This is a genomic window from Massilia sp. METH4 (assembly GCF_037094685.1).
In the GTDB taxonomy this organism is placed as follows: Bacteria; Pseudomonadota; Gammaproteobacteria; order Burkholderiales; family Burkholderiaceae_D; genus Rugamonas.
Genome location: NZ_CP146614.1, coordinates 1,931,612 through 1,947,193, shown reverse-complemented (window position 1 = coordinate 1,947,193; position 15,582 = coordinate 1,931,612). Strand labels below are relative to the sequence as shown.

The window sequence follows — 15,582 nt, the reverse complement described above, 5'->3', positions numbered from 1 at the left end:
CGTCCGCGCCCCCGCGCCTGAGCTTTCACATAAAAGGATTATTCGTGGCAAGAATTATTGTTGTAACGTCCGGCAAGGGCGGTGTCGGCAAGACGACTTCCAGCGCCAGCTTTTCCACCGGCCTCGCCATGCGCGGCCACAAGACCGCGGTGATCGACTTCGACGTGGGCCTGCGCAACCTGGACCTGATCATGGGTTGCGAACGCCGCGTCGTGTATGACCTGATCAATGTGATCAACAAGGAAGCGTCGCTGCCGCAGGCGCTGATCAAGGACAAGCACTGCGACAACCTGTTCATCCTGCCGGCCTCGCAGACGCGCGACAAGGATGCGCTGTCCGAAGACGGCGTGGAGCGCGTGCTGGCCGAGCTGATCGAGATGGGGTTCGAGTACATCGTCTGCGATTCGCCGGCCGGCATCGAGCACGGTGCGCTGATGGCGCTGACGTTCGCCGACGAAGCGATCGTAGTCACCAACCCCGAAGTGTCGTCGGTGCGCGATTCGGACCGCATCCTCGGTATCCTGCAGGCCAAGTCGCGCCGTGCGCAATCCGGCGGCGAGCCGGTCAAGGAACACCTGCTGATCACCCGCTACTCGCCGAAACGCGTGGAAGCGGGCGAAATGCTCTCCTACACGGATGTGCAGGAAATCCTGCGCATTCCGCTGCTGGGCATCGTTCCGGAATCGGAACAGGTGCTGCATGCATCGAACCAGGGCAATCCTGCGATCCACTTCAAGGGCACGGACGTGGCCGAAGCCTATGAAGACGTCATCGCCCGCTTCCTGGGCGAAACACGGCCACTGCGCTTCACAGACTATGAAAAGCCGGGCTTGTTCAAGCGCATTTTTGGAGGAAAGTAAATGGCACTGCTATCCTTCCTGTTCCCCAGCAAGCCCAAGACGGCCAACGCAGCCAAGGAACGGTTGCAGATCATCATCGCGCGCGAACGCAATGGCCGCAGCGGCCCGGATTTCCTGCCCGCGCTGCACAAGGAACTGATCGAGGTGATCTCGAAGTACACGAAAGTGAATGCCGACGACATCAAGATCTCGCTGGACCGCCAGGGCAACCTGGAAGTTCTCGACGTGAACGTGGTGCTGCCGGACGCTTGAAGGCAACCCCGATACAAGGTCAGGCGCCGGAAAGGCGTACCGGCCTGCGGGCCGGTACCGCTGCGCCGGCAAGGAGCATTGCTCCTGAAACCCCGGCTGTGCCGGGTGTTCGCGGAGCATGCTCCGCGCCTGCAAATAGTGCCAGCCTGCAGGCTGGCACTTCTCCCTGACCCTGGCTTGCGCCGTTGGGTTATCACGACAGGCGGCTAGTTCTTACTCTTCGCCGCTAGCAATTCCTCTACCACCTTCGCGCACGCATCGACGTGCTGGTAGCCGATCTGCCGGAAGGCAAAGAACCCGATCGCCGCCGACGCCACCTGCCCTGCCAGAGGCACGATTTTCGACGCCTGCTTGACCACCAGTTTCTTGCCGCTCTTCGCCACCAGTTTCATGACCAGGTCGCGCGTGACGAGCTTGCCCACCAGCATGCCGCCGACCGTTACGGCGGCTTCGTAGGCAATCATCCGGTACTGGGGCTGCAGGCGCTCGATCTGTTCGGGGGTTAGCCCAAAAGCCGCATTGACTTCCTGGATCAGCTCGGTAAACAGCTTCAGGTCCGACACGATATCGACGCCAGGGATCGGTACCGCCGAGACCCCCGCGGCGACCACGGCACGGCGCCGCACGAGGCGGCGGCAGCGCTCGCGCACCTCGGCAATATCCCCGGAAGAAGAAGGCAACAGTTCCCAGCCGCTATCCACGAATCTGTCTCCTAAAAAGTTGCCAAACAAAAAAGTTCATTGAAAAGGGCGGTGAGGCAGTGTACCGTGTACTGGCCGTTCCCCACGATCCGGATGGCATATCCGGCCAGAATTTCTTGGTCAGATTGGTAACTACTCTAGTAATTCCTGTAATATTCGTAGTGACCAAGCCTTACCTCCGCGCTTTAACCACAGATAAGATGAGAATCGTAGTCCTTGATAACGACCGCAGCCAGGGCGACCTGATCTCCCAGGTGCTGACGTCCGCCGGTCACGTCTGCCATGCCTTCCAGACCGGCAAGGAACTGCTCGGCCAGCTGCGCAAGGACACGTACGACATGCTGATCTTCGACTGGCAGGTGACCGATATGGGGGGCGCGGAGCTGATGCGCAAGGCGCGCGAAAGGCTCAACGACAATGCGCCGGTCATGTTCCTGACGACCAGTTCGGGCGAGGACGATATCGTCTCCGGCCTGGATGCCGGGGCCGACGACTACATGATCAAGCCGCTGCGCCGCAGCGAGATGGTGGCCAGGGTACAGGCACTGCTGCGCCGGGCCTTCCCCGCGCAGAACGGTGCGGAACAGCTGACGTTCGGGCAATACGTGTTTGAAACCCGCCCGGGCCGCCTGTTGATGGATGGGCATGTGCTGGACGTGACGCACAAGGAGTTTTACCTGGCTCTGCTGTTTTTCCGCAACATCGGCCGGCCCCTGTCGCGCGCCTATATCCATGAAGCCGTCTGGATACGCGAAACCGATGTTCCGTCGCGCACGATGGATACCCACGTGTCGCGCGTACGCAATAAACTCCAGCTGAAACCGGAAAACGGTTTCCGCCTGGTACCTGTGTACAGCTATGGCTATCGCCTGGAGAAACTCGGCAATTAGAAGGCCCTTGTTTATTGCTGGCGGATAATATCAATCAATGCTTCCGCGACAGCGGCTTCCTTGCCAATAAGGCAGCTGGGACGATTTGTCCCGCTTTGCCTCCACTTCGCCGGCTCGGCAGGGCACAGCCGATTGCCGTACATCAGGCTATAATGATTGCCTACGTCGTTGATTTTTCTGGAAATGCAACTCCTAGCCGTCGGCCTCAACCACACCACAGCTCCGGTCGCCCTGCGCGAACGGCTGGCGTTCGCGCCTGACCAGCTGGGCGCGGCCGTGCGCGCGGCACGGAACTGGTTCCAGCGCACGGGCGGCCGCGGCAGTGATGAGGCGGCGATCCTGTCGACCTGCAACCGCACCGAGCTGTATGCGGCCAGCTGCGCCGCCAATCCGCTCGACGCCGGCGCGCATTTCCTCGCCGATTTCCACCAGCTGAACTATTCCGAGCTGCGCCCGCACCTGTACATGCTGCCGCAGCACGAGGCGGTGCGCCACACCTTCCGCGTCGCCTCCGGCCTCGATTCGATGGTGCTGGGCGAAACGCAGATCCTCGGCCAGATCAAGGATGCCATCCGGACCGCCGACGAGGCGGGCGGCCTGGGAACGTACCTGCACCAGCTGTTCCAGCGCAGCTTCTCGGTGGCCAAGGAAGTGCGCAGCACCACCGAGATCGGCGCGCACAGCGTGTCGATGGCCGCCGCCGCCGTGCGGCTGTCGCAACGCATTTTCGACAAGCTGCCCGAACAGAACGTGCTGTTCATCGGCGCCGGCGAAATGATCGAGCTGTGCGCCACGCACTTCGCGGCGCAGAATCCGAAATCGATCACGGTGGCCAACCGCACGCTCGAGCGCGGCGAACTGCTGGCGCACCGCTTCAACGGCAAGGCGATGCGCCTGGCCGACCTGCAGACGCAGCTGCACCAGTACGACATCCTGATCTCGTCGACCGCCTCGTCGCTGCCCCTGATCGGGCTGGGCATGGTCGAGCGCGCGATCAAGGCGCGGCGCCACAAGCCCATGTTCATGGTCGACCTGGCCGTGCCGCGCGATATCGAACCGGAAGTGGCCCGCCTCAACGACGTGTTCCTGTACACCGTGGACGACCTGGGCAAGGTCGTGCAGGCCGGCATCGAGAACCGCCAGGCCGCCGTGGCGCAGGCCGAGGCGATCATCGAAACGCGCGTGCAATCGTTCATGCACTGGGTGGACGACCGCGCCGTGGTGCCGGTCATCCAGGGCTTGCAGGAAAGCGGCGAGGCGATCCGCCTGGCCGAACTCGAACGCGCCCGCAAGCTGCTGGCCAAGGGCGAGGACGTGGACGTCGTGCTCGAAGCGCTGTCGAAGGGCCTCACCGCCAAGTTCATGCACGGGCCGCAGCAGGCGCTGCACCGCGCCCAGGGCGACGAGCGCGCCCAGCTCGCCGAACTGCTGCCCCAGCTGTTCCGCGGCCGCCGTTAGCGGCCCTCCCGCCCCATCACGCTGCCGCGCCCTGTCGGGCGCGATGACCATCCATACAAGAACGAGACCATGAAACCATCAATGCTGGCCAAGCTGGACCAACTCGCGAACCGCCTCGTGGAGCTGGACGAATTGCTGATGTCCGAAGGCGCCACCGCCAATATGGACAGCTACCGCAAGATGACCCGCGAACATGCGGAACTGGGCCCGCTGGTGGCGCTGTACAGGAATTACCAGCAGGCGCAGGCGGACATCGCCGAGGCGCAGCAGATGCTGGCCGACCCGGACATGAAGGATTTCGCCCAGGAAGAGATCGAATCCGGCAAGGCCCGGCTGGCGGAGCTGGAGCTCGAACTGCAGAAGATGCTGCTGCCGAAGGATGCCAACGACGAGCGCAACATCTTCCTCGAAATCCGCGCCGGCACCGGCGGCGACGAATCGGCCCTGTTCGCCGGCGACCTGCTGCGCATGTACACGCGCTTTGCCGAGCGCAGCCGCTGGCAGGTGGAAATCGTGTCCGCGTCGGAGAGCGACCTGGGCGGCTACCGCGAGGTCATCGCCCGCATCGTCGGCAACGGCGCCTATTCGAAGCTGAAGTTCGAGTCGGGCGGCCATCGCGTGCAGCGCGTTCCGGCTACGGAAACGCAGGGCCGCATCCATACCTCGGCCTGCACGGTGGCCGTGATGCCGGAGGCGGACGAAGTGGAAGACGTGCACATCAACCCCGCCGACCTGCGCATCGACACCTACCGCGCCTCCGGCGCCGGCGGCCAGCACATCAACAAGACCGACTCCGCGGTGCGCATCACGCACCTGCCGACCGGCATCGTCGTCGAATGCCAGGACGACCGCTCGCAGCACAAGAACAAGGCTTCGGCCATGAAGGTGCTGGCCGCGCGCATCAAGGACGTGCAGCTGCGCGAACAGCAATCGAAGGAAGCGGCCACCCGCAAGAGCCTGATCGGCAGCGGCGACCGCAGCGAGCGCATCCGCACCTACAACTTCCCGCAGGGGCGCATGACCGACCACCGCATCAACCTCACGCTGTACAAGCTGGACATGATCATGGACGGCGACCTGACCGAGCTGACCAATGCGCTGTCCGCGGAGCACCAGGCGGAACAGCTGGCGGCGCTGGGCGACTAAGCCCTCTACGGCTGAGCCCGTGTCTCGATGGTGGCATAGCAGGGGTTTCGCAGAGCACTGCTCTGCGCCTGCGTAGCGGCGATGCCTTGCAAGGCATCGCTCCTTCCAGGCACCGAGGGACACGGGCCCAGCAGTTGCTGCCGATCGCCGCGGCAGGTCGCGGCTGCCGGTTTATGCGAGAATTGGCGCCTTCACATTCGAGCAACGTTATCGACAATGAATTCGCCGAGCCCGCGCACCGTTCTCCTCTCCGCCGCCGCCGCCTGCCTGCTGCTGGTCGCCGTGGCGCTGTACCTGCAGCACGTGAAGGACATGCTGCCCTGCCCCCTGTGCGTGATCCAGCGCTACCTGTTCCTGGCCGTGGCGATCGGCTGCCTGATCGGTGCTTTCGGGCGCAAGCCGAAGGTGGGCGCGGCCGTGGGCCTTGCGGCGGCGCTGGGTGGCCTCGGCGTGGCAGGCAAGCATTTATATGTGCTCGCCAATCCCGGCTTCTCGTGCGGCATCGACCCGATGACCACCGCGCTCAACAAGTTCCCTACCGCCACCTACCTGCCGTGGCTGTTCGAGGCCGACGGCCTGTGCGAAAAGGCCGAGATCTTCATGGGCCTGACGGTGCCGCAATGGTCCGCCGTCTGGTTCGCGATCCTCACGGCCACGATGATCTGGCTGCTCGTTCGCCGCCGCGCATGACCATGCTGGTCGCTCCCGGCATCACGCTGATGGCGCTGCAACGCGCGCCGCTGCTCGATCCCGTCGACCAGCGCATCCTGCTGTGCCACGCGCTGGGCATCAGCCGCACTGGCCTCATCACGCAATCGGACCGCGCGCTGACCGAGGATGAAGCGGCCCGCGTGTCCGCCCTGCTGCAGCGCCGGCTGGGCGGCGAACCGGTCGCCTACATCGTGGGCCGGCGCGAGTTCTACGGCCTCGATTTCTCGGTCGGCCCCGGCGTGCTGATTCCCCGGCCGGAAACGGAATTGCTGGTGGAACTGGCGCTAGAGCGCCTGCCGCCGCGCGGCCGCGTGCTGGACATGGGCACCGGCAGCGGCGCGATTGCCGTTGCCATCGCCCATGCACGGCCCGATGCACAGGTTACGGCGCTCGATGTCAGTCCCGATGCCCTGGCAATCGCCCGGCGCAATGCGGAACTGAACGGCGCCAAGGTCCGCTTCCTGCACAGCGACTGGTTCACCGCCATTGCGGGCGAAGGATTCGACCTGATCGTCTCCAACCCGCCGTACATCGCGGCCGGGGACCGCCACCTGGCCGAGGGCGACCTGCGCTTCGAGCCGGCCGGCGCGCTGACCGATCATGCGGACGGCCTGTCCGCGCTGCGCACGATCGTTGCCGGCGCCCCCGCGCACCTGGCGCCGGGCGGCTGGCTGTTGATGGAACATGGCTACGACCAGTCGGCTGCCGTGCAGGCGCTGCTGTCATCCCGAAGTTACACCGAGGTGCAAAGCTGGCACGACCTGGCCGGCATCGCCCGCGTCACCGGCGGCCGCCTGTCCTGAGTTAGCCAGCGCCCCGAACGGGCGGTAGCGCTTTGCTAGAATCCGCCGATCGGGGCGCTTTGGAGCGTCGGCATACGCGACTTTGCAATTTCGGTTACTCTCGCACCAATTTTGGTCTGATGCACAGAAAGGAAAGCCAATTGTCCAATCTACTGACGCGCCGCCTGGCCCTGCTGGCCGACGACCGGCACCGCGACGTGCTGCGGGGCGGCTTGCGAGGCATCGAACGGGAAACCCTGCGGGTGCAGCCGGACGGCCACCTCGCGCGCACGCCCCACCCGGCCGGCTGGGGCTCGGCGCTGACGCATCCGGAGATCACCACCGATTACGCGGAAACCCTCGCCGAGTTCATTACGCCGGCCGAGCATGATATCGCCACCACGCTGGACAAGCTGGACGGCATCCACCGCTTCGCCTACAGCAAGCTGGGCGACGAGCTGCTGTGGAGCGAATCGATGCCCTGCCAGTTGCCGGCCGAAGAGGATATCCAGATCGCCTGGTACGGCAAGTCGAACCTGGGCATGCTCAAGCACGTGTATCGCCGCGGCCTGGCGGTACGCTACGGCAAGGCCATGCAATGCATCGCCGGCATCCACTACAACTACTCGCTGGATGAACAACTCTGGCGCATCCTGGCCGACAACGAGCCGGCCGGGACGGCCCTGTCGCCGACGGCTTACCAGTCCGAAGCCTACCTGTCGCTGATCCGCAATTTCCGCCGCAACAGCTGGCTGCTGATGTACCTGTTCGGCACGTCGCCGGCACTGAACAGCAGCTTCCTGCGCGGCCGCCCGCACAAGCTGGAAACCCTGTCGGCCGACACGCTCTACCTGCCCCATGCCACCAGCCTGCGCATGAGCGACCTGGGCTACCAGAACGATGCGCAATCGGGCCTGCGCCCGCATGAGAACAGCCTGGACAGCTACGTGGCCACCTTGACCCGCGCGGTCAACCAGCCGTACGAGCCGTACCAGAAGATCGGCACGCGCGATGCGAACGGCGAATGGATCCAGCTCTCGACGAACGTGATCCAGATCGAGAACGAGTACTACTCCACGATACGGCCCAAGCGCGTGATCCGCACGGGCGAGCGGCCGATCCAGGCGCTGTGCAACCGCGGCGTGCAATACATCGAGGTGCGCTGCCTGGACGTCGATCCGTTCGAACCGGTCGGCGTCGCCCTCACGACCGGCCGCTTCCTCGACGCCTTCCTGCTGTACTGCGCGCTCGAGGAGAGCCCGCCCATCTCGGAAGAGGAAGGCGAGATCCTTGCCCGCAACTTCGCCCGCACCGTGAAGGAAGGCCGCCGCCCGGGCCTGACGCTGACCCGCGACGGCCAGGAAATCGCCCTGCGTGCGTGGGGCGAGGAACTGCTGGAAAAGATCCGCCCTGCCGCCGAACTGCTCGATGCCCTGCGCGGCGACACCCAGCATGCCGATGCGCTGGCGCAGCAGGCCCCGAAGCTGGCCGATCCGGACCGCACGCCGTCGGCCGCCGTGCTGCGCGAACTGGCGCAACATGGCAATTCGTTCGCCGCCTTCGGCCTGGCGCAAAGCCGGAAGCACGCCGCCTTCTTCCGGGCTCATCCGCCCAGCGCGGAACAGGAAGCGTATTTCAGCGACCTGGCGGAAAAATCCATGACCGAGCAGGCCGAACTGGAGCGCACGCAGACGGGCAGCTTCGACGACTACGTGAAAGCCTACCGCGCCAGCAACCTTTGCCCCAACCACCCCTGACGCGGGCCTGGGCGTGCTGACCTTCTACAACGAACAGCACGGCCAGCTGCGCCCACGGCACGAACTCGTGCAGGGGCATGCCACGCCCACGCGTGATACGCCGGAGCGCGTCGACGGCATCCTCGCCGAGCTGGGGCGCCGCGGGCTGGGGCGGATCGTCACGCCGCACGGCGTGCCGCTGATGTCGCTCGAGCGCGTGCATGCGCCCCGTTACCTGCACTTCCTGCGCAATGCCTGGAACGAATGGGCGGCCCAGTCGCCCGCCCATGCCGGTCGCGATGCCTTCGCATCCCAATGGCCGGTGCGCACGCTGCGCGCCGACATCGAGCCGGACGATCTTGGCGCCCGCCTCGGCCTGTACTCGATCGATACCACCACGCCGCTGACCTCGGGCACGTGGGTGGCCGCGAAAACGGGCGCCGACTGTGCCGTCAACGCGGCGCATGCGCTGCGCGTGGGCGAGCGCGGCAGCTTCGCGCTGACGCGGCCGCCCGGTCACCATGCCGGCACCGACTTCTTCGGCGGCGGCTGCTACCTGAACAATGCGGCGCTCGCCGCCCAGCACCTGCTCGACGACGGCCTGCAACGCGTGGCCGTGCTGGACGTCGACTATTACCACGGCAGCGGCACGCAGGGGATCTTCTACGAGCGGCCCGATGTGCTGTGCCTGTCGATCCACGCCGAACCGCGCAGCGCCTATCCCTTCTTCAGCGGGCATGCCGATGAAACGGGCGCCGGCGCGGGACACGGCTACAACGTCAACCTGCCGTTGCCGGCCGGGACCGCCGCCCAGGCATGGTTCGCGGCGCTGGAAACGGCTTGCGTGCGGCTGTCGATGTACCGGCCGGAGGCGCTGGTGGTTGCCTTGGGCGCCAATACGTTCCAGGGCGAGGCGCATGGGGGCTTCGGCCTGGCGGGCGGCGATTACCTGCGATTGGGCGAGCGGCTGGCGTGGCTGAACCTGCCGACCTGCTTCGTATTCGAGGGCGGCAGTCCGCTGCGCGAGCTTGGAACGAATATCGTCAACGTGCTGGAAGGGTTCGAGACCGCACTATAGCCGTGCTGGTATCGACAAAAAATATCGCTTGCAATTGGATCGCGCGCTATGTATAGTGGGCACATGGACGACGCGAACAGCGTCCCAGGCAGTAAGCAGCAAGTCGATGCGCAAACCAAAACTAGTGCGCTATTGAATCGAACGTTACCTAACTGAAAGGAAAGCATCATGTCGATCGAAAAAGTCCTGTACCGTGCCAATGCCAAATCCACCGGTGGCCGCGAAGGCCGTTCCGTCTCCAGCGATGGCGTGCTGGATGTGAAGCTGACCACGCCGAAGGAACTGGGCGGCAACGGTGCCGAAGGCACCAACCCGGAACAGCTGTTCGCTGCCGGTTACTCGGCCTGCTTCATCGGCGCGCTGAAATTCGTGGGCGGCCGCGACAAGATCGCCGTGCCGGCGGACACCTCGATCGACGCCAGCGTGGGCATCGGCCCGATCCCGACCGGCTTCGGCATCGAAGTGGAACTGAAGATCTCGCTGCCGGGCCTGGACCGTGAAACGGCCGAGAAGCTGGTGCAGGCTGCCCACATCGTCTGCCCGTACTCCAACGCCACCCGCGGCAATATCGACGTCACGCTGACGATCGTTTAAATAGTTGGGCGGCTCCGGCCGCTGCCATACAATGCTCGTTTTATATAGGGTTATATACCGGGCGTCGACATGATCGAATGGCAGTGGCTGGAGTTTGAAAGCATCCCCCGCAGGGACCTGTACGAAGTGCTGCGCCAGCGGCAGGAAGTATTCGTGCTGGAGCAGACCTGCCTGTATCCCGACCTGGACGGCTACGACGAAGCCGCCCACCACCTGATGGCCTGGCAGACGATCGACGGCGAACGCCGCCTGGTCGCCTACCTGCGCTGCCTCGCACCCGGTGCGAAGTACACCGAAATGTCCCTGGGCCGCATCCTCACGCCCGCCATCGCGCGCGGCACCGGCATCGGCCGCCAGCTCGTCGCCGAAGGCATCCGCCGCGCCGAACAGCAGCACCCCGGCCACCGCATCCGCATCGGCGCCCAGCACCGCCTCGAGAAGTTCTACCAAAGCTTCGGCTTCACCACCATCAGCGCGCCGTACGACGAAGACGGCATCCCCCACATCGACATGCTGCACTGACAGCGCGCATATCGTGTGGCATCCCAACAACGGGACAACAACGGGGACTGTCCCCGATTTTTTACAACAACAACAATGGGGACTGTCCCCGTTGTCAGAAACTGACGATGAAGCGGGCGCCGGTGGTGACGGAGCGGGCGTAGCGGACGGTGCCGCCGTTGCCGTGCACGAGTTGGCGCACCATGGCGAGGCCGATGCCGCGGCCCTGTTTTTTCGTGGAGAAGAAGGGCGTGAAGATGTGCGGCGCGAGGTCGGTGGGCACGCCGGGGCCGTTGTCGGCGACTTCGATGCGCAGCCGGCCGCCGCGGCCCAGCCGGGCGGTGACGCTGGCGCGCGGCGCGGCGACTTGCGCGGTCGCCTCGCAGGCGTTCTTCAGCAGGTTGATCAGCGCCTGTTCCAGCTGGCCGGGATCGACCATCACTTCCAGCGAGGCCGGTTCGACGGAGAACTCGGCGCTGCCGCCGCGGGTCTGCCAGTCCGGGCCAACAAGGGCCGCCAGCCGGGCGAACAGCCGCCCCAGGTGGACGCGCTCGGGCTGGGCCTGCGGCAGGGTCGACAGGCTGCGGTAGCTCGACACGAAGTCGACCAGACTGGCCGCCCGCCGCGCGATGGCATCGAGCGCGGTGGCCAGGTCTTCCGATGCATCTGCCGGCAAGTCGGCCGACAATTCGCCCAGCAGGTCGTGCGCGGTGCGGGACAGCGACGCCACCGGCGTCAGCGAATTCATGATCTCGTGCGTGAGCACGTGCACCAGCTGGCGCCAGGCATTGAGCGCTTCGGCTTCGAGCTGGCTTTCCACCGGCATCAGCGCCACCAGCCGCTGGCCCTCGCCCTGCACGGACAGCGTGGAGACGGCCACCATGGCCCGTTCCAGCCCGCGCTCGGTATCGAAGCTGACGAGGCGGCGCTCGTCCGGCGGTTGCGCGGCAAGAAGCGTGTACAGCGCCTCCGGGTCGCTGGCGCGGCCGGGGGCGACGAGCCGCCGCGCGTTCGCATTCACCGGCGTGGTGGTGCCCGCGCCGGACAGGCCATCGATGCGAAACAGGGCGATCGGCGCATGTTCGAGCCGCGCTTCCAGCGCCAGCACGGACGCCGAGGCAGGCCACGGCCCCGGCGAGGCCGGCATTTCGGGCCGCACCGGTGGCAACTGCAGCCTGCCCAGGCAACGCCACAGCATGGCCGCCGCCGCCATGGCACCAAGCCCGCACAGCACCTGCAGGCGCGGCGAATCCGTCACCGACGCGGCGCACGCCGCCAGCGCGGCAAGCGCGCCGCTGGCCACCACCACGCCGAGCCGCAGGCCCCGCTCAGATGCCATGCTTGTCCAGCTTGCGGTACAGCGCGGCGCGCGAAACGCCCAGCATGCGCGCCGCATGGCTGATGTTCCCCTGCGCCTGCGCCAGCGCGGCGGCGATGGCATCGCGCTCGAGCGACGACAGCGTGGCTTCTTCGCGCAACTGCACCGGCAAAGCCGGCGCGGCCGCCGGCGCGCCGATGCTGGCCAGCCCGAAGTCCTCGATGCCGTAATCGGCACGGGCGCCCAGGATCACGGCCCGTTCGCAGGCGTGCCGCAACGCCCGCACATTGCCGGGCCACGGATGCGCGCACAGCGCCTCGAGCGCCGCCGGCGCCACCGCGCGCGCCGGCCGTCCATACTGCTTCTCGTACAGCGCCAGGTAATGCCGCAGCAGCAGCGGCACGTCGCCCGGCCGCTCGCGCAGCGGCGGCACGCGGATCACGATGGTGTTCAACCGGAACAGCAGGTCGGCGCGGAACACGGCGGCATCGAACAGCCGCGCTTCATCCAGGTTCGTGGCGCTGACGATGCGCACGTCCACGCTCTCCGGCCGGTCGGCGCCGATCGGCGTCACCTCGCGCCGCTCCAGCGCCGTCAGCAGCTTGGCCTGCGCGGCCAGCGGCATGTTGCCGATCTCGTCGAGGAACAGCGTGCCGCTGCGCGCGGCCTGGAAGCGGCCGGCCCGGTCGGCCTTCGCATCGGTGAACGAGCCCTTGCGATGCCCGAACAACTCGCTCTCGAACGTGGATTCCGGCAGTGCGCCCATGTCCACCGACAGGAAAGTGCCGCCGGCGCGCCGCGACTGCGCGTGCAGCGCGCGCGCCACCAGTTCCTTGCCCACGCCGTTCTCGCCCAGCACCATCACATTGGCCTCGGTGGGCGCCACGCCGGCGATCATTGCGCGCACCGCCTGCATCGGTGCCGAGTCGCCCATCAGCGCCGAAGCGCCGTGCTCCGCCACCGGCCGGCGCCGCGCCAGGGCCGCATCGACAGCCGCCACGAGCCGGGCGTTATCCCAGGGCTTGGTAATGAAATCGGCGGCGCCGCGCTTCAATGCCTCCACCGCCAGCGGCACGTCGGCATACGCGGTCAACGCGATCACGGCCGGCGGATGCGGCTGGCGGCGCAACACGTCCAGCGCGGCCAGGCCTTCCGCGCCGTCGGTGCGGCCGGGCGTGAAGTTAAAGTCCAGCAGCACCACGTCGGGCACGCCGCGCGCCAGCACGCCTTCGAGCTGCCCCGGATCGTGCAGCACCGCGACCTCGCCGTGGCGGCGGCGCAGCAGCATGCGCGCCGCGCAGGCCACGTCGGCATCGTCGTCGAGGATCAGGATCCGGGCGGCTGAATGGAGCACTGAGTCAAGCATGGAATGGTCAACCCGCAGTTGCGATCGGGGCATTCTAGCAGTGCCATCCGCGCAGCGAATAGCGCTTTCGCGCCGGTGTCCGGAACCGGACACCCCGCCTTGTCCGCTTCTGGACAAACACCCCCCGAAAGCCCCCGAAAACGCCTTGGCACATGGTTTGCAACAGGAAGGCCATGCACATCATGCCTCCCTCTTCCCACCATCGGCCGGCGAGCGGCGCGGCCATGGACACGATCGTTCCGCGCCGCCGCGGCCGCGCCATCGCGCTGGCCGGCGCCGCCCTGCTGGCGCTCTGCGCCGCCGGCTTCGCGATCTGGCACTGGATGCCGCGCGGCCTGCAGGTGGCGGCCGCCGACTTGCGCGTGGCCACCGTGGAACGGGGCATCTTCCGCGACGATATCGCCGTGCGCGCCAACGCCGAACCGCTGACCGCGGTGATGCTCGATTCGGTGGAATCGGGCCGCATCGAAGAGGTGTATGCGCGCGACGGCGACCTGGTTGAAAAGGGGCAGCTGCTGTTCCGTATCTCGAACCCGCAGCGCAACCTGGAACTGCTGGCGCGCCAGTCGGAATACGCACAGCAGATCTCGAACCTGTCCACGCTGCGGGTGGCCGAGCAGAGCAACCGCACCGAGCGCCAGCGCCGGCTGGACGACCTGTCGTTCGCGCTGGAGCAGGCCGAGAAGACCCATGCGCGCACGGCGCGGCTGGCCGCGCAGGGTTTCGTCTCGGCCGTGGCACTGGAAGAGGCGCGGGACAAGCGCGACAAGGCCCGGCGCGCGGTGGCGCTGGAACAGGAAAGCAACGCCGCCGAGGACAAGGTGCGCGGCAACGCGCTGGGCCGCCTGGAGGAAACCATCCTGGGCCTGGCCACCGGGCTGCGGCTCGTCGAGCAGACCGTCGATGCGCTGGCCGTGCGCGCCCCGGTCGCGGGCCGGCTCACGGACTTTCGGCTGCAGGTGGGCGAGTCGATCGTCACAGGCAAGCGCGTGGGCCGCATCGACGATCCGCAACGCTTCAAGCTCGCCGCCCTGGTGGACGAGTACTACCTGAACCGCGTGTCCGTCGGGCGCCTCGGCGTGGTCACGCAGGACGGCCGCCGCTACCCCGTCAAGGTCGGCACCGTCTACCCGCAGATCAAGGAAGGCCGCTTTACCGCCGAGCTGCTGTTCACCGCCGGCCAGCCGGCGCTCAGTCCCGGCCAGAGCCTGGACGCGCAGATCACGCTGGGCGAACCGGCGCCGGCCCTGCTGCTGCCGAACGGCGCGTTCGTGGCCGACTCGGGCGGTGCGTGGGTGTACGTGTTCACCGATGCCACGCACGCACAACGCCGGGCCATCCGCACGGGCCGGCGCAACAACGCGCAGATCGAGGTGCTGTCCGGCCTCGCGCCCGGCGAGCGCGTCATCGTCTCGGGCTATGCCGCTTTCGGCAACTCGACCCGGCTGCAGGTTTCGCCATAAACTTTCCATACTCTCCAAAAGGAACCACCATGCTCAAACTGTCAGGCGTCAGCAAGATCCACGTGGCCGGGGAAGTGCAGACCACCGCCCTCGACCGCATCGACCTCGAGATCGACGCCGGCGAATACGTGGCCATCACCGGCCCTTCCGGCTGCGGCAAGTCCACGCTGCTGTCGGTCCTGGGTTTGCTGGACGTGCCCACCAGCGGCGATTACTGGTTCGAAGGCCGCAACGTCTCGGGCTGGAGCGAATCACGGCTGAACGAATTGCGGCGCGGGCGCATCGGCTTCATCTTCCAGAGCTTCAACCTGATCGAGGAATTGTCCGTATTCGAGAACGTGGAACTGGCGCTCGAATACACCGGCATGCCGGCGCGCGAGCGCAAGACCAAGGTGGCGGCCATGCTGGAAAAGCTGGGCGTGGCGCACCGCGCGAAGCACCGGCCGTCCCAGCTCTCCGGCGGCCAGCAGCAGCGCGTGGCGATCGCCCGCGCGCTCGTGGCAGGCCCGGCGATCCTGCTGGCCGACGAACCGACCGGCAACCTCGATACGGCGCACGGCGACGACGTGATGCGCCTCCTGCGCACCATCAATGCCGAGGGCACCACGGTCGTGATGGTGACGCACTCGCCGGCCCACGCGGCGCAGGCTTCGCGCACGCTGAACCTGCTCGACGGCCGCATCATCGTCGACGCCCTGCGTGCCGCATGAAATCCCTGCGCCTCGC

Annotated in this window: 16 protein-coding genes; 13 read left to right on the top strand and 3 right to left on the bottom strand. The window is 66.6% G+C overall.

Translation table 11 applies throughout. The annotated features are described in order from the left end of the window. Positions 1 to 44: 44 nt before the first annotated feature. Together minD and minE are read left to right on the top strand one after the other, a co-directional pair. Positions 45 to 860 (top strand): septum site-determining protein MinD, encoded by an 816-nt coding sequence (gene minD, locus V6Z91_RS08735; RefSeq protein WP_338769272.1) that lies wholly within the window; start codon positions 45 to 47, stop codon positions 858 to 860. Then, positions 861 to 1,112 carry a cell division topological specificity factor MinE gene (minE, locus tag V6Z91_RS08730; RefSeq protein ID WP_131148321.1) on the top strand — a complete coding sequence of 84 codons (252 nt, stop codon included), beginning with the start codon at positions 861 to 863 and terminating at the stop codon, positions 1,110 to 1,112. 206 nt (positions 1,113 to 1,318) lie between these two features. Here the strand turns inward: minE and V6Z91_RS08725 are convergent, their stop codons facing one another. Then, positions 1,319 to 1,813 carry a hypothetical protein gene (locus V6Z91_RS08725; protein ID WP_338769269.1) on the bottom strand — a complete coding sequence of 165 codons (495 nt, stop codon included), beginning with the start codon at positions 1,811 to 1,813 and terminating at the stop codon, positions 1,319 to 1,321. A 200-nt stretch (positions 1,814 to 2,013) separates the two neighbouring features. Here V6Z91_RS08725 and V6Z91_RS08720 point away from each other — a divergent pair, with 200 nt between their 5' ends. The 9 genes from V6Z91_RS08720 to V6Z91_RS08680 all read left to right on the top strand — a co-directional run bounded on the left by V6Z91_RS08720 (position 2,014) and on the right by V6Z91_RS08680 (position 10,730). Then, positions 2,014 to 2,703: a response regulator transcription factor gene (locus V6Z91_RS08720; protein ID WP_338769266.1), complete on the top strand. Its 690-nt coding sequence runs from the start codon at positions 2,014 to 2,016 to the stop codon at positions 2,701 to 2,703. A 183-nt stretch (positions 2,704 to 2,886) separates the two neighbouring features. Next, on the top strand, positions 2,887 to 4,161 hold the full coding sequence (gene hemA, locus V6Z91_RS08715) for a glutamyl-tRNA reductase (protein ID WP_338769265.1): 1,275 nt from the start codon (positions 2,887 to 2,889) through the stop codon (positions 4,159 to 4,161). Between the two features lie 69 nt (positions 4,162 to 4,230). Next, positions 4,231 to 5,307 carry a peptide chain release factor 1 gene (gene prfA, locus V6Z91_RS08710; RefSeq protein WP_338769262.1) on the top strand — a complete coding sequence of 359 codons (1,077 nt, stop codon included), beginning with the start codon at positions 4,231 to 4,233 and terminating at the stop codon, positions 5,305 to 5,307. A 216-nt stretch (positions 5,308 to 5,523) separates the two neighbouring features. Continuing rightward, positions 5,524 to 5,997: a disulfide bond formation protein B gene (locus tag V6Z91_RS08705; protein WP_338769260.1), complete on the top strand. Its 474-nt coding sequence runs from the start codon at positions 5,524 to 5,526 to the stop codon at positions 5,995 to 5,997. Further along, the gene (prmC, locus tag V6Z91_RS08700; protein WP_338769257.1) at positions 5,994 to 6,821 is read left to right on the top strand and encodes a peptide chain release factor N(5)-glutamine methyltransferase; all 828 of its coding nucleotides are present in this window, start codon (positions 5,994 to 5,996) and stop codon (positions 6,819 to 6,821) included. The genes V6Z91_RS08705 and prmC overlap by 4 nt, the downstream gene beginning before the upstream one ends. 140 nt (positions 6,822 to 6,961) lie before the next feature. Next, the gene (gshA, locus tag V6Z91_RS08695) at positions 6,962 to 8,557 is read left to right on the top strand and encodes a glutamate--cysteine ligase (RefSeq protein WP_338769254.1); all 1,596 of its coding nucleotides are present in this window, start codon (positions 6,962 to 6,964) and stop codon (positions 8,555 to 8,557) included. A gap of 13 nt (positions 8,558 to 8,570) precedes the next feature. After that, on the top strand, positions 8,571 to 9,614 hold the full coding sequence (locus V6Z91_RS08690; RefSeq protein ID WP_338769251.1) for a histone deacetylase family protein: 1,044 nt from the start codon (positions 8,571 to 8,573) through the stop codon (positions 9,612 to 9,614). A gap of 168 nt (positions 9,615 to 9,782) precedes the next feature. Then, entirely contained in the window at positions 9,783 to 10,208 is a 426-nt protein-coding gene (locus V6Z91_RS08685; protein ID WP_338769248.1) for an organic hydroperoxide resistance protein, read from the top strand. Between the two features lie 69 nt (positions 10,209 to 10,277). Further along, entirely contained in the window at positions 10,278 to 10,730 is a 453-nt protein-coding gene (locus V6Z91_RS08680) for a GNAT family N-acetyltransferase (protein ID WP_338769245.1), read from the top strand. A gap of 94 nt (positions 10,731 to 10,824) precedes the next feature. Here V6Z91_RS08680 and V6Z91_RS08675 read toward each other — a convergent pair whose 3' ends face one another. Together V6Z91_RS08675 and V6Z91_RS08670 are read right to left on the bottom strand one after the other, a co-directional pair. Further along, on the bottom strand, positions 10,825 to 12,048 hold the full coding sequence (locus V6Z91_RS08675) for a HAMP domain-containing sensor histidine kinase (protein ID WP_338769243.1): 1,224 nt from the start codon (positions 12,046 to 12,048) through the stop codon (positions 10,825 to 10,827). Next, a complete protein-coding gene (locus V6Z91_RS08670) occupies positions 12,038 to 13,393 on the bottom strand; it encodes a sigma-54 dependent transcriptional regulator (protein ID WP_338769241.1) in 1,356 nt (451 codons plus the stop codon). Before V6Z91_RS08670 ends, V6Z91_RS08675 begins: the two co-directional genes overlap by 11 nt. A gap of 173 nt (positions 13,394 to 13,566) precedes the next feature. Here V6Z91_RS08670 and V6Z91_RS08665 point away from each other — a divergent pair, with 173 nt between their 5' ends. Continuing rightward, on the top strand, positions 13,567 to 14,856 hold the full coding sequence (locus V6Z91_RS08665; protein WP_338769239.1) for an efflux RND transporter periplasmic adaptor subunit: 1,290 nt from the start codon (positions 13,567 to 13,569) through the stop codon (positions 14,854 to 14,856). A gap of 29 nt (positions 14,857 to 14,885) precedes the next feature. After that, on the top strand, positions 14,886 to 15,566 hold the full coding sequence (locus V6Z91_RS08660; protein WP_338769236.1) for an ABC transporter ATP-binding protein: 681 nt from the start codon (positions 14,886 to 14,888) through the stop codon (positions 15,564 to 15,566). Positions 15,567 to 15,582: the final 16 nt, after the last annotated feature.